20 protein-coding genes and 2 pseudogenes are annotated in these 20,444 nt (G+C 55.6%); 14 read left to right on the forward strand and 8 right to left on the reverse strand.

What is annotated here, in order from left to right; translation table 11 throughout:
- Positions 1-144: 144 nt before the first annotated feature.
- From F8N21_RS06260 to arsN2, 3 genes are all read left to right on the forward strand, one after another.
- Positions 145-510, forward strand: coding sequence for a histone-like nucleoid-structuring protein, MvaT/MvaU family (locus F8N21_RS06260; protein WP_150641294.1), 366 nt, complete (start codon positions 145-147; stop codon positions 508-510).
- Between the two features lie 725 nt (positions 511-1,235).
- Positions 1,236-2,363 (forward strand): sensor domain-containing diguanylate cyclase, encoded by a 1,128-nt coding sequence (locus F8N21_RS06275; RefSeq protein ID WP_150641296.1) that lies wholly within the window; start codon positions 1,236-1,238, stop codon positions 2,361-2,363.
- Positions 2,364-2,625: 262 nt separating this feature from the next.
- On the forward strand, positions 2,626-3,087 hold the full coding sequence (arsN2, locus tag F8N21_RS06280) for an arsenic resistance N-acetyltransferase ArsN2 (RefSeq protein ID WP_150641297.1): 462 nt from the start codon (positions 2,626-2,628) through the stop codon (positions 3,085-3,087).
- A 164-nt stretch (positions 3,088-3,251) separates the two neighbouring features.
- Here the strand turns inward: arsN2 and arsA are convergent, their stop codons facing one another.
- The 5 genes from arsA to F8N21_RS06305 form a co-directional block, all read right to left on the reverse strand.
- A complete protein-coding gene (gene arsA / locus F8N21_RS06285; protein ID WP_150641298.1) occupies positions 3,252-5,012 on the reverse strand; it encodes an arsenical pump-driving ATPase in 1,761 nt (586 codons plus the stop codon).
- A gap of 442 nt (positions 5,013-5,454) precedes the next feature.
- The gene (locus F8N21_RS06290) at positions 5,455-7,938 is read right to left on the reverse strand and encodes an arsenate reductase (azurin) large subunit (protein ID WP_150641299.1); all 2,484 of its coding nucleotides are present in this window, start codon (positions 7,936-7,938) and stop codon (positions 5,455-5,457) included.
- Between the two features lie 14 nt (positions 7,939-7,952).
- A complete protein-coding gene (locus tag F8N21_RS06295) occupies positions 7,953-8,471 on the reverse strand; it encodes an arsenate reductase (azurin) small subunit (RefSeq protein ID WP_150641300.1) in 519 nt (172 codons plus the stop codon).
- 197 nt (positions 8,472-8,668) lie between these two features.
- Positions 8,669-9,754: a flavin-containing monooxygenase gene (locus F8N21_RS06300; RefSeq protein WP_150641301.1), complete on the reverse strand. Its 1,086-nt coding sequence runs from the start codon at positions 9,752-9,754 to the stop codon at positions 8,669-8,671.
- 37 nt (positions 9,755-9,791) lie between these two features.
- Positions 9,792-10,139 carry an ArsR/SmtB family transcription factor gene (locus tag F8N21_RS06305; protein WP_150641302.1) on the reverse strand — a complete coding sequence of 116 codons (348 nt, stop codon included), beginning with the start codon at positions 10,137-10,139 and terminating at the stop codon, positions 9,792-9,794.
- Positions 10,140-10,490: 351 nt separating this feature from the next.
- On the opposite strand from F8N21_RS06305, the gene F8N21_RS06310 reads away from it, so the two are divergent.
- The 10 genes and pseudogenes from F8N21_RS06310 to F8N21_RS30770 form a co-directional block, all read left to right on the forward strand.
- Complete coding sequence (locus tag F8N21_RS06310) at positions 10,491-10,904, forward strand: arsenate reductase ArsC (RefSeq protein WP_150641303.1); 414 nt, start codon at positions 10,491-10,493, stop codon at positions 10,902-10,904.
- A 7-nt stretch (positions 10,905-10,911) separates the two neighbouring features.
- Positions 10,912-11,268 (forward strand): metalloregulator ArsR/SmtB family transcription factor, encoded by a 357-nt coding sequence (locus tag F8N21_RS06315; RefSeq protein ID WP_150641304.1) that lies wholly within the window; start codon positions 10,912-10,914, stop codon positions 11,266-11,268.
- Between the two features lie 45 nt (positions 11,269-11,313).
- Positions 11,314-11,784: an arsenate reductase ArsC gene (locus F8N21_RS06320; RefSeq protein WP_150641305.1), complete on the forward strand. Its 471-nt coding sequence runs from the start codon at positions 11,314-11,316 to the stop codon at positions 11,782-11,784.
- 16 nt (positions 11,785-11,800) lie between these two features.
- Positions 11,801-12,862: an ACR3 family arsenite efflux transporter gene (arsB, locus tag F8N21_RS06325; RefSeq protein ID WP_150641306.1), complete on the forward strand. Its 1,062-nt coding sequence runs from the start codon at positions 11,801-11,803 to the stop codon at positions 12,860-12,862.
- Positions 12,863-12,866: 4 nt separating this feature from the next.
- Entirely contained in the window at positions 12,867-13,583 is a 717-nt protein-coding gene (arsH, locus tag F8N21_RS06330; RefSeq protein ID WP_150641307.1) for an arsenical resistance protein ArsH, read from the forward strand.
- A 13-nt stretch (positions 13,584-13,596) separates the two neighbouring features.
- Positions 13,597-14,103 carry a cyclin-dependent kinase inhibitor 3 family protein gene (locus F8N21_RS06335; RefSeq protein ID WP_150641308.1) on the forward strand — a complete coding sequence of 169 codons (507 nt, stop codon included), beginning with the start codon at positions 13,597-13,599 and terminating at the stop codon, positions 14,101-14,103.
- A 35-nt stretch (positions 14,104-14,138) separates the two neighbouring features.
- Positions 14,139-15,143, forward strand: coding sequence for an ArsJ-associated glyceraldehyde-3-phosphate dehydrogenase (locus F8N21_RS06340; RefSeq protein WP_150641309.1), 1,005 nt, complete (start codon positions 14,139-14,141; stop codon positions 15,141-15,143).
- Between the two features lie 12 nt (positions 15,144-15,155).
- Entirely contained in the window at positions 15,156-16,376 is a 1,221-nt protein-coding gene (gene arsJ / locus F8N21_RS06345) for an organoarsenical effux MFS transporter ArsJ (protein WP_150641310.1), read from the forward strand.
- Positions 16,377-16,582: 206 nt separating this feature from the next.
- Positions 16,583-16,838: pseudogene (locus F8N21_RS06350) on the forward strand (universal stress protein); the annotation flags it as partial.
- 345 nt (positions 16,839-17,183) lie between these two features.
- Positions 17,184-17,372 (forward strand): annotated as a pseudogene (locus tag F8N21_RS30770) (hypothetical protein); the annotation flags it as partial.
- Here F8N21_RS30770 and F8N21_RS06360 read toward each other — a convergent pair.
- From F8N21_RS06360 to F8N21_RS06370, 3 genes are all read right to left on the reverse strand, one after another.
- Positions 17,303-17,938: a phosphoribosyltransferase family protein gene (locus F8N21_RS06360; RefSeq protein ID WP_150641311.1), complete on the reverse strand. Its 636-nt coding sequence runs from the start codon at positions 17,936-17,938 to the stop codon at positions 17,303-17,305. The pseudogene F8N21_RS30770 and the gene F8N21_RS06360 overlap by 70 nt on opposite strands.
- Before the next feature lie 196 nt (positions 17,939-18,134).
- Positions 18,135-18,551, reverse strand: a complete 417-nt coding sequence (locus F8N21_RS06365) for a hypothetical protein (RefSeq protein WP_150641312.1) — start codon at positions 18,549-18,551, stop codon at positions 18,135-18,137.
- Between the two features lie 118 nt (positions 18,552-18,669).
- On the reverse strand, positions 18,670-19,236 hold the full coding sequence (locus tag F8N21_RS06370) for a GNAT family N-acetyltransferase (RefSeq protein ID WP_150641313.1): 567 nt from the start codon (positions 19,234-19,236) through the stop codon (positions 18,670-18,672).
- A 259-nt stretch (positions 19,237-19,495) separates the two neighbouring features.
- Between F8N21_RS06370 and F8N21_RS06375 the strand changes: the two genes are divergently transcribed.
- The gene (locus F8N21_RS06375) at positions 19,496-20,407 is read left to right on the forward strand and encodes a universal stress protein (protein ID WP_150641345.1); all 912 of its coding nucleotides are present in this window, start codon (positions 19,496-19,498) and stop codon (positions 20,405-20,407) included.
- Positions 20,408-20,444: the final 37 nt, after the last annotated feature.

Below are 20,444 nucleotides of genomic sequence, written 5' to 3' on the forward strand. Positions count from 1 at the left end.
CCTTCCCCGCTATTGAACTGTATCTCCCACCTTGTTGGAACTCCGTAGGCGAGTTTCAATAGGGTATTGGTGACTAAGGTCGAAACATCACTTAGCATGCAGGATGTGCATTTCGCGCAACCCTATACCTTAAGGACGTTATCCATGTCTCGTTTGGCTGAATTTCGCAAGCTTGAACAACAACTCGCCGAACAGCTCGCAGAGCTCGAGTCAATGAAAAGCGATTCCGGCCTCAAAAAGGAAATGGAATTTGAGAGCAAGCTGCGGGCGTTGCTTGGCGAGTACGGCTACAGCTTGAAAAACGTGATCAACCTGCTTGATCCACAAGCTGGTCGTCGCGCACCAGCAACCGAGTCGAAAACTGGCACTCGCAAGCCTCGCCAACTGAAGGTCTACAAAAACCCGCACACCGGCGAGGTGGTTGAAACCAAAGGTGGCAACCACAGAACTCTTAAGGAGTGGAAAGCTGAATATGGCTCTGACACCGTGGAGTCTTGGCTGACCAAGTGATGCCGTTTGATTGCAAAGGGCCCTTCGGGGCCCTTTTTAATAGTCATTTTGCCAGGCGATTGTGGGTGCGATCAGCCTATTGAGCTGAATAGCTGCTCAGCGTTTTTCTTTTCACACTCAGCTTCCGCTTGCGCGCGGGTTGAGTATGAGAGGCGGAGACGATACTTCTCCTGATTATCGTAGATGTCGAAACCACCAGAGGCCATGCTGGAGTAGTAACGGGCGCCATTGCGCGCCGATCCAGTCTCGATGGGAATCCCTGGAACGACAACGAATCTCGACACCATTTTCATCCCCTTATGCTTTACCTATCATTAACTATTAGCGGCATATGGCCATTATTTCAACCCCTTGCAGTTAGGAGGGTGACGAATGGGTGGGGACATAGGGGAACACTTAGTGAGTTTACCGCACATGCTTTGTTCGTCGTTGCACTGCCGCTGACTGATGGGATTGGTTTCGTGCTAGGTGCACTGCTGATACTTCAGCATGTCTGTCTGTTTCGTCGTGGCGGCTCGCCAAGGCATGATTGGCTGGCGCCGTCTGAGCCCGATTTCCCGATCTCGAGCTTGCAACATCGCGAAATGGTCATTGATCGTCGTGGGTTGAGCAAAGGCGACTAACAGTGAGTTTTGAAGTCAGCTATGCGTATGAATCGGTTGTTAGCTGTGGTGGCAGGGTGCCACAATAGATCTTTGACGCAGCATCATGATTAGGCGGAGCGAATGGATGTCCAAGGATCTCGGGATGATCAGGATTTTTTCATAGTAGAGCAGGTGCGAACTGACCGGATGCATCAGTTATTTCGCCAATCAGTTTCTGCGGTTTTCGGTAGTTACCTGGCTGCTGTGATTCTGTGCTGGATGTGCTGGGATCGTTTTGAGCACGGCCTCATTGTTTGGTGGATAGCCATACTGACGGGATCGGCGTTGTTACGGATCTGGATGTTCATTGCCTATTTTCGCAGCCACGAAAGCGAACGCACACCTCAACGCTGGGAGCGGAAATACTGGAGTACGCTAGTATTATCCGCCGGTATCTGGGGCGCAGGGGCGTTAGCCTTAATGCCACCAAACGACCTTTTGTCGCAGACTTTGGTCATGCTTTTTATCGTCGGAATGTCGGTGAGCGCGGTGTCCTGCTACTCAGCCTATCGATACATGACGTTAGTTTCCATTGGCTTGGTTTTGTTGCCATGCACCACATGGCTGCTGTTTCAATCGTCTGCGATGCAGATTGGTATGGCACTGGCCGTTTTAGTGTTCACGTCATTTGTGGCCAACGCTACACGCAGTCTATCCGATGCATTGGAAACTGCCTTTCGTCTAACACGAGAAATGGAGCGGGCGCATAGTATTTCCACTCGTGCGGCGCAGACCGATGAACTCACTGGACTGAAGAATCGTCGAGCTTTTTTTGAGCATGGCCAGCAGTTGTATAATTACTGTAAAAGCAATCGGCTACCTCTGTGCGTCGTGATGTTGGATATGGATCACTTCAAGCATATCAACGACACCTACGGTCATCAGGTCGGGGATCAGGTTCTGCGTCAAATGGGTGTGGTCATCAATACGTCCTTTCGTGAAACTGACGTCCACGGCAGGCTGGGTGGTGAGGAGTTCGCTGTTCTACTCCCGGACACCTCCATTGAGGTCGCCGTTGAGATCGCTGAACAGCTCATCCAAACTATCGCCGGATTGATGACTGAGCCTGGTCACTGCATAACGGCCAGCCTCGGCGTAGCGTCAACAGATACCGGTGATAACGATCTGCACAGCTTGATGAACAATGCCGATAAAGCTCTGTATCGAGCCAAGGCGATGGGACGTAATCAAATCGCTGTTGCTGAGTAGGTTTGCTTGCTGGCCGAAAACCGTCATCCGTGGCAGGCCGCTTACGATCCAATATAGGTAGTCCGTTCCAACGCACCATCAATTTCTAACTAGCGGCCGTCTGTTGGCGGCTGTGTCAGCTTGTCCGTGACTATTGGCGCGATCATACGGTTACAGACATCCATCAGCATCGACGTGCCGTGCGGGCATGGCACTCGTCCAGACCGGGTTGTGTATGCATAATCAAAGGGAGATGGAGTGGTTAACAAGAGAGGCGTCACCGATGAGCGACCAGATTGAAATTCGAGTGAGGCAACTCACTAGCGCCGAGATACCGGCGTTGAGCGTTTTTCTGAGCGAGGCTCGGCTTCCAACGGAGGATCTGTTGCTTCCTGATCGGGTGTTCTATCGATTCGAACAAGATGGAGAGTTACTTGGGTTTGGTGGAATCGAAGGGGCAGGTTCTGATCGATTGCTGCGCTCCCTCATTGTGTTGGATAGTCGACGGGGACGGGGTAATGGGTGTCGCTTGCTGGCGATGCTTGAACAGGTAGCGTTAACAGATGGAGCACGACGACTGCATTTGCTGACGAATACAGCTTCGGTTTTCTTCGGTGCAAACGGTTATCGAACAGTCTCACGTGTCGAGGCCCCCGGGACGATTTCTAGGTCAGCTGAGTTCACCTCACTCTGTCCCGCTTCGGCGGTGTACATGGTGAAAGACATGGAACCTTTCTCTGACTGAATGTTGAAACCATGACGGCGTTTGGGGTTGTAGAACATCTCAATGTCATCGAGCACATCACCGTGAGCATCCACGCTCCATGAAGCGTGGGCACTCGCAAGCAAAGAAAACCAAGGGCGATTCAGTGCCAGCGTTGATCCCTTCAGACTCTTCACTCAGGCTTGTCAGCTCTGTCTCTCGCTTAGTCGGAGCAAGCGTTCTACCCCAACAGGCTCCTCAGCCATCAAGGGGATCACGGCATAGCGTTGGGCGTGTTCGCGCGCCACATGCTCAATTTCTTTGAGCTCATTTCGGGCTCGCTTACGAAGTAATGGTGATTGAGTCCTGGACGCCGCGATGCTGTTGTTGATCACCCACGCCCAGGGTTCAATGCCTGCGCGGCGCAGATCGGTTTCCAGATTGGCAGCTTCAAGCACCGGAGTCGTCTCGGCCAATGTAACCAGTAAAATCTTGGTTTGTTTTGGGTCTTGAAGCTGCATCATTGGCGTACTGAAGCGGGTATTGCTGCCTTGCATCTGCCGAGCGATGTCGCGGTGATAAGCACCCGTGGCATCAAGCAACAAAAGGGTATGCCCGGTCGGCGCTGTATCCATAACCACAAACTTCTTTCCCGCCTCCCGAATAACGCGCGAGAAGGCCTGAAAAACTGCGATTTCTTCAGTGCAGGGCGAGCGAAGATCCTCTGCCAAAAGCGCTTTTCCGAACTCGTCTAGCTTTGCGCCTTTAGAGGCCATTACCTGATCACGATAGCGTTGAGTTTCAACGTGAGGATCTATGCGACTGAGGGTCAGGTTCGTCATTGCCCCATCCAGGGTTTCTGCCAGATGAGCCGCTGGATCGGACGTGGTGAGGTGAACCGGTAACCCTCTGTGTGCCAATTCGACTGCCACCGCCGCCGCGAGTGTTGTTTTTCCGACTCCACCTTTACCCATGACCATAATCAGTCCATGACCATCAGCGGCAATTTCATCGACTAAATCACTCAGGCTTGGCGCATGAATCTCGACCGCTGCAGATTCAAGCTCTTCAACGGCTTGACTATCTTCACTCAGCAACTGTTTCAGCGCTTCAACGCCGACCAGATTGAAGGCTTTCAGGGGAAGCTGATCAAAGGGCAGCGCCTTGAGCTCATCCGGCATCCCGGTAAGGGCTGCCTGTTCCCGTGCATACACTGCTGCGGCTAAAGGGTCTTTCTCTGCCTCAGTACTGGGCAACACTCCGTTGACCACCAGGTATTGCTTGCTCAGGCCAATACCCGCAAGCTCTTCGTGGGTGCGTGCGGCTTCACGCAGTGTGGCCGTTTGGGCGCGAGCAACCAGTACGAGCCGAGTACGTGCGGGATCGGACAGGGCTTCAACAGCCTTACAATATTGATCGCGCTGTTTATCGAGACCAGCCAACGGCCCCAAGCACGAGGCATCACCCTGGCCGGCCTCAAGGAAACCACTCCAGGCTCCAGGTAGTTGGAGCAGGCGAATGGTGTGACCGGTCGGGGCTGTATCAAAGATGATGTAGTCAAAGCCATCAGTGTGCTTCGAGCCCACCAGGAGCTCGGTGAACTCATCAAAGGATGCAATTTCTGTTGTACAGGCACCGGACAACTGTTCTTCCATGCCTTTGACCACATCGGCGTCCAGCACGCCTCGCGCAGGCCCGACAATACGGTCTCGGTAGGCCTGAGCTGCGGCCTGGGGGTCAATTTCGAGCGCTGACAAGTTAGCAACGGCAGGTACAGGGGTGATGTTGTTGCCAATGCTGATGCCAAATACTTGTCCCACGTTGGACGCCGGGTCGGTACTCACCAGCAGGACGCGTTTGCCTTGAGCCGTCAGCTGCAGCGCTGTAGCGCAGGCAATCGACGTTTTGCCAACACCGCCTTTGCCAGTAAAAAACAGAAAACGTGGTGCGTTCTCAAGAAACTGCATGAGTATTTCCCTAGCGATTCGACAGTCCGAACTCGTACGCACGAGTGCCATTGACCCTTTTTACTAATCAGAGCATTACCCGCACACTGATTAGTGCGCTTACCTGATAGTCGTTATGCCCAGCGACCAGGATTGATAGCGCGTCCTGAGTCTAGTCCCTGTGTGGATGAGACGTTCTGATCCGCGTCAAGCCTGGAGTAATAGCCGCAAGTGTATTTAGGCGCCTGGGCGGGGCTTGGAAAGACTTGCTGTAGAGCCCGCCGGTCGAGACTCCAGCCGGCACTGCTTCAAGCGCATTGAAGTCGGTGATGCTTTTCTGACAGGAGGGCGGGCTATGAGAAGGGTGTCTGACGCCCCCATACAATTTAAATTGGCATGGGGGCAGTGCGTCTAGCGTGACCACCTCGGGTAGAAAAGCCCGGCTAACGCTAAACAAGCGCGATTACACGTTAAACCTTCGCGACTTGAAGCTGATCTTCTCCTTGAATTCCTCCACTTTCCCGATGCGGCGAATGTTCGCCCACGTCCCTTTGTAATATGGGATTACGTTTCGGTCTGTCCACGGCGTGGTCAGATCGCCCATCACGCCGTTGAAATGGCCGAACTGCATAAACGTCTGGTTACGCTTGATATCCGATTCCAGGTAGGCCAGAGCGTAGGACGAACCGTAGTCGTTAAACACCTCGACCACGTCCCCGGATGTAATGCCTAAGACTTGTGCATCGTCGGGGTTAATTTCCAGATAGGCCATTGGCACACGCCGTTGTACGAAGTCGTTGTATTGATCGTGGTAGAGCGTTTGCCACACTTCGTTGATGCGCCCGTTGTTGACCCAGAACTGGTATTTCTCTTTCTGCTCTGCCACTGGCTTCGGCAACCCTGGCCACGTCGCTGACTTGAACTCAGCCTTGCCGTCCGGCGTCTCGAACTTGTAATCGGTGTAGAGCATCTCTGTGCCGATCAGTTTGCCATCTCGGTATTCTTTGGCGGGTAACTGAACTCCATTGTTGCCCATGGCCCTCAACCGCTCGTAGGTGACAAGATTGCCCGTGTTGCCGCCCTGGCTGTCGATTGGGCCGGCACCGGCTTGGCCGGCCATGCGAAAGCCATCATTGAAGGCGTCCTCCTCGGTTTTCCAGTCGAACCCTGCAAAACGCGCCGCCATTTCCTGTTTTCCTTCTGCGAGATACATCTGCTGAAGGGTATTGGCGATAGCCGCCGCGATTAGGCAGTCGGCTTTCGCCGAGCCAGGAGGATCCGTGAATCTTTCCGATAGCCGCATCCTGCGCTCCCCATTCATAGAGGTCAGATTCATCTCACCTGGATGGGCTGCCGGCAGCATTACATGTGCGGCTTCTGCCAGTTTGGTGGGGTAGAGGTTGATATTGGCAAGGAAAAGCCCGCCTTTGGTTTTCACCGCATCGTAAATCGCATCGACCATCTGCGCGGTTGAACCGCCACGGACATTGGCCATGGCCTCTCTGACAATATTGGCGCGTCGTAGAATGACAGTGCGATGTTGCTCGGCATTGAGCGTGGTCTGGAACGGGTTGGCCCCCCATGCCGTATACATCATGCCCTTGCCGTTGATGATCTCCTGATCCACGTAGATCTTGGTGTCGCCTGGATAGGGAGGACGTGTGTACCCCTCCTGATGCCCACCCATCCGCACCACACCTGTACCCCGTCGTCCGACGTTATGGGTCGCCAGCACTAGGTCGACCAAGGCGGACTGGATGAGATAGTTGTCATTCCCCCAGATGATCCCTTTTTCGTATGCATGCATGGTGTGAGGGCGGTGGCCAGACGCTTTGGGTTTGTAGGCCCATTCGGCTGCAAGCTTGAGTTTATCTGCCGACACGCCAGTGATACGGCTGGTTTCTTCAAGCGACAGCCGGTTGGCTTGAAGTGCTTGATCGAACCCCTTGGTATGGGCCGCGATAAATTCCTGGTCATGCCATTTTTGTTCAACCACGTAGGTCAACAGGCCGTTGAACAGAGCGATATCTGACCCCGGCTCGATATCGAGGTGAAGCACGTTGTCCTTACCTGCCGCTTGTTCGGCTACCGCGATAGTGGGCGTCCTGCGCGGGTCAACAAAGATCACTTTCGCAGGGACGACACTCTCACCAGGAAAACGCTGTTTACGTTTGTCGACCGTCTGCCCCTGCAAGTTGGGTAGCCAGTGGGCCAGGAAGTAGTTGGTTTGGGTTTCGTATGAGTTGCAGCCGATGGCAATAATGACGTCGGCCAACTCGGCGTCTTCATAGCTGTTGTTGAGTTCGCCAATGCCCATCTCGCGGGTAGCGTGGCACTCGGAGTTATAGGCCGGGCGGTTGTGGATACGCACCAGTGGTGTTTTCAACGCAGTGAACATCAACTTGCCGGTGCCCCAAGTATTCTCGAATCCGCCTCCAGCGCCTCCGTGATCGAAGCAGTCGAAGGCGAGCGAGGCAGGCCCATCATTATCAAGAATCTTTTTGGTCACCCCGGCGTAAAGCGCCAGTGCATCATCCCAGCTGGTGTCCACCCACTGATCAGCCACATAAACGCGTGGGCTGCGTAACCGCTCCTTGCCTACGCCGTCGGGGCTGTACATGACCTTGGCCAATTGTCCGCCTCGCGTGGAAGACAGCCCTTTATTAACTTCGCACTGTTTGTCCGGCACGATCATGATGTTGTAGCGCTTGCCATCCTTATCGGTGATCGTGTTCTGCATTGCCGGCGTCATGATGACCGCCAGGGGAGGTAACTGTTTGCGAAAGTCGAGCCCGAGTGCGTTTTCATCGGGTGCCCGTCCACCTTCCTGATTTTCCGGCCATTTGTACACGTGATAGCCACAACCCACGATGCAGAAGTGGCATGTCAGGTTGGTCTTTTGGGCATCTGTAGGAGGCAGTGCCACACGATCTTTGTTGGTTGCCATTTTTAATCTCCTTATCAAAGGAGGTTGGACTGACGTCCGTAGATCAACCCTTCGACGGCAACTGCACGTACCGAATCGTCTTTGGGGTTGTATTCGAGCACTACGCTGGGCAAGTTCTCGGTGGCTTGGCCGGAAACCATCTGACCAGCATTCTCAGGGTCGAAGATGCTGAAGTGGCAGGGGCATTTGAACAATCGCCTCTCTGCGTCATAGGCAACCGGGCAGCCCATGTGTGTGCATAGGGTGCTGTACGCGACAATGTCACGTTCCGGGCCGACGCCGCCCGGAACAGGAGCGCCCATCTTGATTAATGCACAAGGTGAGGCGGCATCGGGATAGGAAAATTGGACTGGCGTATTGACCTGCAATTTCTGCGCTTTGGTGATCGCTTTCATTTGGTAGGGGAGATTGACTCGCCCCTCTACCGCAGGCGTTGATGTCGCCGCTTGTGTGAGTTCGGGCAGCCCAATAGCCACGCTCGCGGCAACCCCGCCTCCCAGTTTCAGGAAGCCTCTTCTGGAAATAGATGCCATCTCTGCCTCCGCATTACGCTTGCGATGCAGTCGGCCCCGCCTGTGTCGTAAGCGACTTTGACTTCAACCTATTCAGCATAGGATAGAAAGCCCTGTTTTGTGGCCAAAATGGCTTAGATGTCGAGTGAGTTCAAAGGGCCTGCTAGTGGCAATGCAAAGATCCGGTTGAGGTAGGCGTGCATCATTGCTTTAGTTGCTCATCGCTGCGTGGCTATCACCAGTTCTGTACCTGTGGAACGCAGATGGCGTAGCAAGTGTGGAAGGATGACTTCAGCGTCAGGCCCTACACCTCTGAGAGTTGCTGAGGCGAAATTGCGCTGCTTTGGTAACCCCATAAAGTACAGGCCTGGGATGTGCAGTGCTCGTCCATCGCGCTGCATCAATCGCCCTCGATCATCCGTCACCGCGAGGTCTTCAAGAAAGGAAATATTTGGGCGGAACCCAGTGGCGAAGACTAGGCAATCAACGGCTTCGTGGTGACCATCCGCCCAAACAACCCCGGTTGGAGTTACTTGCCCGAACATCGACCGCTGATTGAATAGTCCTGACTTCAGCGCTTTTTTGTAAGTGCCGTCATCCAATACCGGCGTGCTCTGATCATTGAGCCAGCGAGTTCTTTCCAGGCCTGTCCATCTCAGCCAAGCGTGGAAATCCGCGCCGAGTAGCTTCTGCGGAAAGAATCGAATCGCCTCGCGCGTGGCAAGCGTGACCTTGGCCACCTTGGCTAACTCGTAAGCAATCTGCACTGCCGAGTTCGCCGCTCCAATCACTACGATGCGTTGCCCACTGAACATTTCCACATTCCGATACTCGGCACTGTGAAGGCGAACACCTTGGAAGCTTTCGAGCCCAGGAGCTTCAGGTGTATAGGGGCGACTGAATGCCCCCGATGCCACGATCAGCGCCCTGGTAAAGAAGCGCTGCCCATTGGCTGCCACTATCTGGAACCCCCCAGCTTCTTGATTCACCTTTATGACCTGTATCCCCGGAAGAATCGGCAACTGGAAAAATCTGGCGTACTGCTCCAGGTAGCGCACTACTTCATCGCGGGAGGGGTAGTGCCCCGGTTCTCCAGGAAATGTCAGCCCCGGTAGTGAGGAGTACGCTGCCGGCGAGAACAGTTCGAGGCTGTCGTAGTAGTTACGCCAGTTACCACCTGGTTGCTGCTGCTCATCCAAGATAAGAAAATCGAGCCCCTGCTGTTTCAAATGCCAGCCACAGGCGAGCCCTGCTTGCCCCGCGCCTATTACGACAACATCAAATGGGCGTTCTGTTGTGTTCATGTGTGCGCACCTATACACATATTAAGATAAGAAAAAATCAGCGAGATCCGCCTGGGCAGCACAGTAAAGCAATGCTTTTGGTGTGATGGAGGATGTCCTCCAGTCGCTTGACGATGGCTGGGCCGTCCACCTCATAGAACATCTGACGTCCCACCTTAGTGGCGCGCACGATCCCGGCGTCCAGCAGCACCTGAAGATGACGAGATACCACAGAACGCTCCTGGGGTAGGTCGGCTGCAATCGCGGTCACATCTGCTCGACCTAATTGCATCACGCGCTTCAGCACCGCGACTCTTGGCGGCTCGCAGAGGGCTTTGAAAAATGTGCCATCGAGAGACTCAATGGCAGACTCAATGGCTTGAGATCGGTTGGTGGTGACATTCATGCCGAGAATATATGTGCATGTACATGCACAAGTAAAGCCCTGTTTGGAGAATGGTACTGCCCCTTTAGCAGAGAACAGTCGGGGTCGGTTTTTTCATCGCAGGATTTCTGTTTGGGGTTGAGGTGTGGGAGAGCCTAAGCCACCGTGATGACAGATTAATTACTAAATACGGATATACGACTAATCAGATGTTAAGCGGCTGAAGGCGTGCCAGTGGCCGCGATCCAGCTGAGGCTTATGAACGTCTAGGGCTTTAAATTGGCTATATTTCACGGTCACTGGTCTTGCTGCTTTACTGAATATTCGAAAAAACGTATATTCGTAAAACCATATCCAATTCGAGACTTGGCGATGACCGATAAGACCCGCGTGCTGTTTGTTTGTATGGCTAACTCTGCTCGCTCGCAACTGGCTGAAGCACTGCTGCGGCACACTGATTCCGAACAATTCGACGCCTTCAGTGCAGGCACTGCGCCCGGCGAGATTGATCCCCGTACCTTGGGAGCACTTCAGCACCTGGGTGTAAGTACCGAAGGGTTGTACAGCAAGTCTATCGATGCGTTTGCGGGAGAGCGTTTCGATTACGTCATCACGCTGTGCGATAAATCGTCTCTGGAATGTCATGCCCTTCCAGGCGCCGGAGAGGTGCTGGCCTGGAACTTTGAAGATCCGGTGACCAGCACCAAGCACGATGCATTCCGTCACACCCTTCACGAGATCCATGAACGCATCAAGATGTTCGTGTTGGTGAAAACCAAACGTTGAGACCCCTATGGCTGACCATCTGACACCGACCACCGTATTCAAATGCCTGGCCGACGAAACCCGCATTCGCCTTATGTTGCTCATCACCCGTGAGGAAGAGCTGTGCGTTTGTGAACTGACCTGCGCACTCGATGAGAGCCAGCCGAAGATTTCCCGGCACCTGGCGCAACTGCGCAGTTGCGGTTTGCTGGAGGATCGTCGGCAAGGTCAATGGGTGTATTACCGCCTGCACCCCAGTCTGCCGGACTGGGTGATCGCCGTACTGAAAACCACTCTGGACGCCAATAAGCACTGGCTCAGTCCAGACGCCAAACGCCTCGACGTGATGGGTGATCGCCCACAGCGCCTGGCCGCTTGTTGCTGAGTTAACGTCTACCCGAGAAGCGCTTGGCCTTTACGAGATAGCCTGATGAAGATTCTGTTTCTCTGCACCGCCAACAGCTGCCGCAGCATTCTTTGTGAAGCCATGTTCAATCATTTGGCTCCGACGGATATGCACGCCTACAGCGCCGGCAACCAGCCGAAGGGTGAAGTGCATCCGCTGAGTCTGAAAACGTTGGATAAGGCTGAAATCTCGCCAGCAGGGCTCTACAGCAAGTCGAGCGATGTCTACGAGAACCTGGCGCCTGATTTCGTCATCACGGTGTGTGACAAGGCTGCCGGCGAAGCCTGCCCGGTATTTTTCGGGCCGGCCACAAAGGCCCATTGGGGCTTGGCAGACCCTTCGGAGTACCAAGGGACTCAAGAAGAGATCGAGGCTGCTTTCGAAGCCACTCTGGAACAGATCAGAACCCGAATCGAAGCCTTCCTGGCTTTACCGCTCAAGCAGTTAAGTGCCGAACAACTCAAGGCCGAGCTGGCCCTGATCGGCACTCTCTGACACTGGAGACATGACGATGAGTAAAAGCCGTCTTTCTTTTTTGGATCGCTATCTGACGGTCTGGATCTTTCTCGCCATGGTGATTGGTGTCAGCTTGGGCAGTCTGTTCGAGGGACTGCCGGCCTGGCTTAACAGCCTTTCGGTGGGTTCGACCAATATCCCGATTGCCATCGGCCTGATCGTGATGATGTATCCGCCGCTGGCCAAGGTGAAATACGAAGAGCTCCACGAGGTGTTCAAGGACAAGCGCATTCTCGCGCTGTCGCTGATCCAGAACTGGGTGATTGGCCCAGTGCTGATGTTCGTACTGGCCATCGTGTTTCTCGCCGACAAGCCGGAGTACATGACCGGGCTGATCCTTATTGGTCTGGCACGCTGCATCGCCATGGTGCTTGTGTGGAATCAGATCGCGGGCGGCAATAATCAATACGTCGCCGGGCTGGTGGCCTTCAACAGCATCTTCCAGATCCTGTTCTTCAGTGTGTATGCATGGATCTTCCTTGGTCTGCTGCCGCCACTGTTCGGTCTACAGGGCAGCGTGATTGACACCAACTTTGTCAGCATCGCCGAGTCCGTGCTGATCTACCTGGGCATCCCATTCCTGGCTGGTTTCCTTACGCGCAAGATTCTCATCAGCCGCAAAGGCGAGACCTGGTACAGCGAGCGCTTCATCCCGAAGATCAGCCCGCTGACCCTGGTCGCGCTGCTGCTGACCATCGTCGCGATGTTCAGCCTCAAGGGCGACATGGTGTTGCAGCTGCCGCTGGATGTGCTGCGCATCGCTATCCCGCTGACCATCTACTTCGTGGTGATGTTTTTCATCAGCTTTTGGATGGGCAAGCTGCTCCGCGCTGACTATCCACGCACCACCGCACTGGCCTTCACCGCTGCCAGCAACAACTTCGAGCTGGCCATAGCCGTTGCCATCGCGACTTTCGGCCTCGCCTCGCCGGTAGCCTTCGCCACGGTGATTGGCCCGCTGGTGGAAGTGCCGGTACTGATCTCCCTGGTTGGCGTAGCCCTCTGGCTCAAGCGCCGCTGGTTCGATCATCCGAAGGGCGCCCTCGCTCAGGAGTAAATTTATGACTGAAGAAATGATCCCCAACCTCGATGCCGAACTGGTCGATCTGCCGACACTCGATAAGCTCGGCAGTACGTTGTCGGCCACGCACAAGCCGCGCATCCTGCTGCTCTACGGCTCGACTCGCGAGCGCTCGTTCAGCCGCCTGCTGACCGAAGAAGCTGCGCGCCTGTTGCAGCGCTTCGGCGCAGAAACACGCATTTTCAATCCATCTGAGTTGCCGTTGCCAGATGAAGTGCCGGACAGCCATCCCAAAGTACAAGAGCTACGCGAACTGGTGCTCTGGTCAGAAGGTCAGGTCTGGTGCTCCCCCGAGCGCCACGGCTCGATGAGCGCGGTGTTCAAGGCGCAGATCGACTGGATTCCGTTGACCATGGGCGCGGTGCGCCCAACCCAGGGTAAGACGCTGGCGGTGATGCAGGTCTGTGGTGGCTCGCAATCCTTCAACGTGGTCAACCAGCTGCGTGTGCTCGGTCGCTGGATGCGGATGTTCACCATTCCCAACCAGTCCTCGGTGCCGAAGGCCTACCTGGAGTTCGATGAAGCCGGGCGCATGAAGCCCTCCTCATTCTACGACCGTGTCGTGGACGTAATGGAAGAGCTGGTGAAGTTCACATTGCTGCTGCGCGAACGACAGGACTATCTGGTCGACCGCTATTCCGAACGTAAGGAATCGGCGGAAGAACTCTCCAAACGCGTTAATCAACGCTCTATCTGAAGGACGCCTGATCGTGCACCAACATCCGTACTCCGTGCTCACCACGACAGCTGTGCAAGGCCAACTGATCTTCACGCCTTGCCCAGGCACCAAAGACGCGTCGGTCGCTGAGGCGTTGGACACTCTGAAGGCTGCAGGTGCTTCGGCCTTGCTGACGCTGATGCCGACCGAAGAGTTGAGCCAGAACGAAGTCGAGAATCTGCCAGAGCTATGCCAACAGCACGGCATCGAGTGGTTTCACCTGCCCGTGGAAGACGACCAAGCACCTGCTGAGTCGTTCCAGGCTGCCTGGGAGGCCCATCGTGAGCGGATCAAGCAACTGCTCACCGAAGGCAAGAATATTGCCATTCACTGCAAGGGCGGCTCGGGCCGTACCGGATTGATTGCAGCGCAACTGCTGATCGAGTGCGGAGTGCCGTTCCGCGAGGCGGTAAGCGAAGTACAAGCGCTGCGTCCGCGTGCCATTCAGCACCCTGCGCATATCAACTACATCAGTCAATTCGACATCGCCAAGTCGTAGTTGCCCCCAGACAGCAGTCCCAAGAGAACAACAGCATGAGCATCAAAGTAGGAATCAATGGTTTCGGTCGTATCGGTCGTCTCGCTCTGCGTGCAGCCTGGGGCTGGCCAGAGTTCGAGTTCGTGCAAATCAACGACCCGGCAGGTGATGCAGTAACCCATGCGCACCTGATCAACTTCGACTCTGTGCATGGTCGTTGGCACAACGGAGCCAGCGCAGAAGGCGATCATGTAGTAATTGGCGGCAAGCGCATCAAGGTCACCGCGAATAAAGCGATTGCCGACACCGACTGGTCGGGTTGCGATCTGGTGATCGAGGCCAGCGGCAAGATGAAGACTGTGGCGGTGTTGCAGGCCTACCTGGATCAGGGCGTTAAGCGTGTGGTGGTCTGTGCGCCGGTCAAGGAGCAAGGCGCCTTGAACGTGGTGATGGGCGTTAACCAGCACCTGTTCGACCCGGCGCAGCACCGCATTGTGACGGCGGCCTCCTGCACCACCAACTGTCTGGCACCAGTGGTCAAAGTGATCCACGAGAATCTGGGCATCCGCCACGGCTCGATCACCACCATTCATGACCTGACCAACACCCAGAGCATCCTCGATCAACCGCACAAAGATCTGCGCCGCGCCCGCGCTTCAGGCATGAGCCTCATCCCGACCAGCACCGGCTCGGCCACCGCCATTGCGGAAATCTTCCCCGAACTGCGTGGCCGCTTGAATGGTCACGCGGTGCGTGTACCGCTGGCCAACGCCTCGCTCACCGATTGTGTGTTCGAAGTGGAGCGTGCCACCTCGGTGGATGAGGTTAATGCGTTGCTCAAGGCGGCGGCAGAAGGCCCGCTGAAAAATATCCTCGGCTATGAAGTACGCCCACTGGTGTCCATCGACTACCGCACCGATCCGCGCTCATCGATCATCGATGCGCTGTCGACAATGGTGATCAATGGCACTCAAGTGAAGATCTATGCCTGGTACGACAACGAATGGGGTTACGCCAACCGCGCTGTTGAGCTGGCCAAATTGGTCGGTTTGGCCGATTAACAGGGAGTGATCATGAACGCGTTGTCAGCCCTTTCCCCGCAAGTGCGCCAGTACCTGTTGGTGACCGGCAATTACTGGGCCTTTACCCTCACCGACGGTGCGCTGCGCATGTTGGTGGTGTTGCACTTCCATGCGTTGGGCTACAGCCCGTTGCAGATTGCGTTCCTGTTCCTATTCTACGAAATCTTCGGTGTCATTACCAATCTGGTAGGCGGTTACGTGGGTGCCCGTCTAGGCCTGAATCGCACCATGAACATTGGTTTGGGCTTGCAGGTGGCAGCGTTGTTGATGCTGACTGTGCCCGCCGCCTGGCTGACCATCCCTTGGGTGATGGGGGCCCAGGCGCTGTCGGGTATTGCCAAAGACCTCAACAAGATGAGCGCGAAAAGCTCCATCAAGCTTCTGGTGCCCGACAACCAACAAGGCACCCTCTACCAATGGGTGGCAATTCTCACCGGCTCGAAGAACGCGCTCAAAGGTGTGGGTTTCTTCTTGGGCGGTGCGCTGCTGGCATTGCTGGGCTTTACGGTTTCCGTGCTGGCGATGGCTGCGACTCTGGCGCTGATATGGATAGCCAGCCTGTTCCTGCTGAAGAAGGATCTGGGTAAAGCCAAGGCCAAACCGAAGTTTCGCGACATTCTTTCCAAGAGCCGGGCGATCAATATCCTCTCGGCGGCGCGAATGTTCCTCTTTGGTGCCCGCGATGTGTGGTTCGTGGTGGCGTTGCCGGTCTACCTGAGCACGGTGTTTGGTTGGGACTTCTGGTTGGTTGGCGGCTTCTTGGCGGCCTGGGTCATCGGCTATGGCATCGTCCAGTCGTTGGCCCCGAACATCACCGGAAAGAAGCATGGCCACGTCCCGGATGGACGGGCTGCTTTCGTTTGGGCGGCATTGCTGGCGGGTCTGCCTGCGGCAATCGCCCTTGGTCTCTCGGCGGATTGGTCGCCTCACGTTGTGCTGCTGGGTGGGTTGATGGTGTTCGGCGTGCTGTTCGCGGTGAACTCTTCTCTGCACAGCTACCTCATCGTTTCGTATGCCAAAGAAGACGGGGTATCGCTGGACGTGGGTTTCTACTACATGTCTAACGCCTTGGGCCGACTGCTCGGCACCGTACTGTCCGGCTGGATTTATCAGAGTTACGGATTGGAGGCCTGCTTGTGGGTTTCTACGGCCTTCGTGTTGCTGGCGGCCCTGATTTCTATCGCCTTACCCAGGCATGCCGAGGCGATATGAAACCGTCAGACAGGATGGAGTGAACCTCTGCGCGCTGCGCGCGTGGGGAAGTTGGCAGAGCCTGAATCAGCACATGTCGGAGGCATGCCATGAGCAAGTTTATCGACATACCTGCACTGTCTTTTGTGGTGCTTACAGCTGTTGTATTGGCCGCCTGTGATCAAGGCGAGACACAAACCAAGCGTCCGTCCGGTAATCAGTGCCCGCCACGCAACGTGCTGGCGATCGTCGATGTACTGCGCAGCGAAGAGCAGGACCGGGTGTTCAACGATCAGATCATCGACGCAGCGGTGAAGCTGGCGTCGCAGTGCGACGCCCATCTTGAGGTGCTGCATGCCTATGACTGGACCGCCGTGTATATCAGGACATGGGCGTTGGTGCATTGCCACTGGCCACAGGGCTCTACAAAATGCTGGGAGCCCGCAGCGCCAAGCGTTTGCCGCCCCACTAGAATCAAGGGGGAACGATGAGATAGCCCCGCTGATGAGCAGCAGGTATTTTTGCAGCGAGGGATGGCGAATCCTTTTTGAGGAATCCACATCAATGCTCAGCAAGTGGCTGGACCCCGCTCTATTGCTGCTCACCAGCCTGACACTGCTGACCGGGGACATTGCGCATTTTGCTCAGAAGTCTGACTGGGCGGCGTTATGCTGGGCCTCAGGAAGCCTGGTGATGGTCTTGGTACTGCTTGTGGAGATAGCCAGGCGTCTGGCCCGGCGCGAGGCAGGTGTAGATCTGATCGCTCTGCTGTCGATCGGCGCAGCCCTGGTATTCGAGCAGATGCTGGTAGCGGCGGTGATTGCCTTAATGCTGGCTTCCGGACGCACCCTGGAGTTTTTCACTAAGCAACGCGCCGAACGCGAGCTACGTGCGCTGGTTGACCGGGCTCCACGCTTCGCCTGGCTGCAGGAGCTAGGCGATTTGCGTCAAATCCCGGTTGAGCAGATCCAGCCGGGGCAGACACTGCTTGTACGCCTGGGAGAGGTGATACCGGTCGACGGCCGTCTACTCAGCCCCACGGCAATTCTGGACGAGTCGGCGCTCAGCGGAGGCACGTTGCATTCGACAATGTCATTGGCGCCTACCTGCAGATGCACACCGACAATATGAGCATGGACCGGCTGCTGGCAGACGTGTCGATCGACCAATACCGCGGTGTAGACCCGGCGTGCGCCAAGTTGCGCCAGATACGCGCAGGTACGCAACAGCGAGTGACCTTCGAAAAGGACATCATCGACAATCAATAAGGTGGTGCTGGCAAGGTCCAGCGTGCCCAGAAGCGGGTTTTCGATCAACTCCGTGTGTGAATGCAGCACGCTAAGATCATCGGCATAGCGCTTGACCTTCAGTGGATAGAGCGGGATTTCAGGCTGCCCGGTCTGGTGAGAGAGATGCTGCTGTAAAAGTCGTGCCAAAGGCTCTCCGCGGCGTTGTATGCCGATCAGTGCCGCTTGAGAGGCCGGCAACAGAGTTGCCGCATGGCGCGCCATCGTTTGCATTACGCCATTGAGTTCATCGGTATCGTACAAGCGCAACCGCTGCCCCGCAGGTGTGCTCGGCATAGAAGTCTCCTGTCGGTGACTGTCTTTTTAACCATAGAACATGGTGGCGGTTTCACCGGCAGGGTGGCTGCCCATTTGGTAACTCCAGGGGGAATGATCTCTGGCAACGCTTCGGAAAGGATCAGCACTCGGAGGTTCCCCCCTTCATATTGGCTAAGGTGAAAACGCCGTTGCACTAACAACCGGCTTGTCCGTATCACTCGCTCATCGGCATCTTCATCATGCTTGACTGCTGATCCATCATTTTCATCATCATGTCCATCATTCCCATCCCCATGCCGTCTTTATTGCTAGACATGCCCATGCCCATGCCCATGCCCATGCCATGACAGTTTTTATGCATCAGGGTCATGCTGTCTTTCATCGTCTCAATGCTCTCCTGCATGGCGGCCTGTCGCTCGGCAGGGGTCTTGGCGGCTGCGACCTTATCGTGTGCAGCCTGCATTTTTTGCATTTGCTCAGCCATGGCTTTGCTCTGCACAGGCGTTGCAACTTCGCTTGTTTGAGCTGACGTGGTCGGCGTCTGCTCCTGGTTTTTCTCATCGACGGCCGAGACCATGAGTGGGCTGCTCACGAGCAGGGTGGTGAGAATCCATTTCAATGAGGTATGCATGGCAATCTCCAAAGGGGAACAACGCAGGTAATAGCAAGCCGCGCCAGATTGGCACAGCCGCCAAGGTTCAAAGGGCCTGAATCAGGTCCTCTGAGACGCATGCTTCAACCGCTGGCGTTCAAAGCGTGAGGCGGTAAATAACCTGGGTGGCATTGTCAGGGTCGCGGTGACCTTCAAACCCGAGAAAGTGCGCCAGTTCACGCATATGAGTATTGGAGGCGGAGTCAATGGAGTACATCTGGCGGAAGTCGTTTTGGCGGGCTGCGGTGATCAGATGGCGCATCAAGGCAACCCCAAGCCCCAGGTGCTGCCACTCGTCGGCGACCGTCACCGCGCATTCGCATTGATGCTCTCCGGTGCCGGCAGCATAGCGACTGACGCCAATTTCGAGCAGTTCACCGTTTTCATGAACCAGGGCGATATACGCCATGTGTCCCTGGTAATCGACGTTCATCAGTTGGTCGAGCAGGGCCGTACCAGGTTCATTAATGGCTTCGAGAAAACGCAGATGCCGGGACTCGCTGGACAAGCGTTTGATGAAGTTATATTCGCGCTCTCGGTCTTCTGCCGACAACGGTCGGATGAGCACATGCCGGCCGTCCGAGAGCGGTTCAATCCAGTGTTCACCCGGCACCGCAGCATAAGTGGCGGCCGCTTGAGTGTTTTGGTCTTCGATAGTGAGCATGATGCGATCTCCATCAGGCGTAGAAGATGACCCGCGTGGCAACAGTCCACGCGGTTGATGATGTTGTACACCTTGGGTGCAGCCAGAATTTGATCTGGATCAGATGTCACGCAAGCCACACCAGAACCCCATAAGTTTGATGTAAATCAAATCGCAAGGCAGGTGTTTGGGTGCAGCCTTGAGGCTATATCGTGCTGGTCGTGTCAACGCGATCAGCCTGTTTCATTCGCTCACGGCGCTACCCGAATCGAGGTGTGTGATGAGGCAATACCAACGTTTATTGCTGATTATCGATCAAACCTTGCATCAGTCTCCGGCGATGCTGCGAGCTGCCGCTTTAGCCAAGGTTTGCGGCGCGGCCTTGCACCTTTGTGCCTTTGTCGAACCACCACCGCGAAATCATTTATGGGAGGAAGTAACGGACGAGGCGGCAAGCCAGCGTTACCTGCAGCGGTATCGCGAATGGTTGCTGGACGAGGCCGGACGGCTTCGCAGCCAAGGGCTGGAGGTGACCACGGAGGTGGTCTGGACCACTCAACCGCTGTTGGACATGCTGCAGTATGTTGAAGAGTTTCAGCCCGACATGCTGATCAAGGATGTGACGCTGGAACCGGTACTCAAGCGGGTATTCGTTACTCCGCTTGATTGCCACCTGTTGCGCGAGTGCCCGGTGCCCGTCCATCTGGTCAACCAGGTCCGGCACGGGCTGCCGCGCAGGGTCGTGGCGGCGGTGGATCCCTCCAACCCGCAGACGCTTATCTGCGGCCTCAACGACAAAATCATCCAGACTGCCAATGCACTGGCCCTGCAATGTGATGCTCCGCTGCACCTGCTGTATGCCTATGATCTGACACCTGCCTTCAATGGCGATGCACCGCTTGCCGGCGGGTCATGGGGCTCCAATTTCATGGACGAGTTGCGCGAGGCATTGCACGCGGCTTTCGTGACGCTGGCCGATCAATATGGCGTACCGCCCGAGCGCCGGCATTTCATCATGGGGCTGCCGGTCAACGTGATCCGTGAGTTTGTGGAGGAGTACCTGGCCGATGTGGTGGTCATGGGCACCGTGCATCGCGTGGGAATCGACAGATTATTGGGCAGTACTACGGAGCGTGCCCTGTATTCGGTACCGGGCAGCATCCTGGCAGTCAAACCGCCGAGCCACCAATAGCCATGCGAGGCCGGGGGGCGTGATCGATGCTCATTAC

The organism is Pseudomonas fluorescens, assembly GCF_902497895.1.
GTDB lineage: Bacteria > Pseudomonadota > Gammaproteobacteria > Pseudomonadales > Pseudomonadaceae > Aquipseudomonas > Aquipseudomonas fluorescens_BP.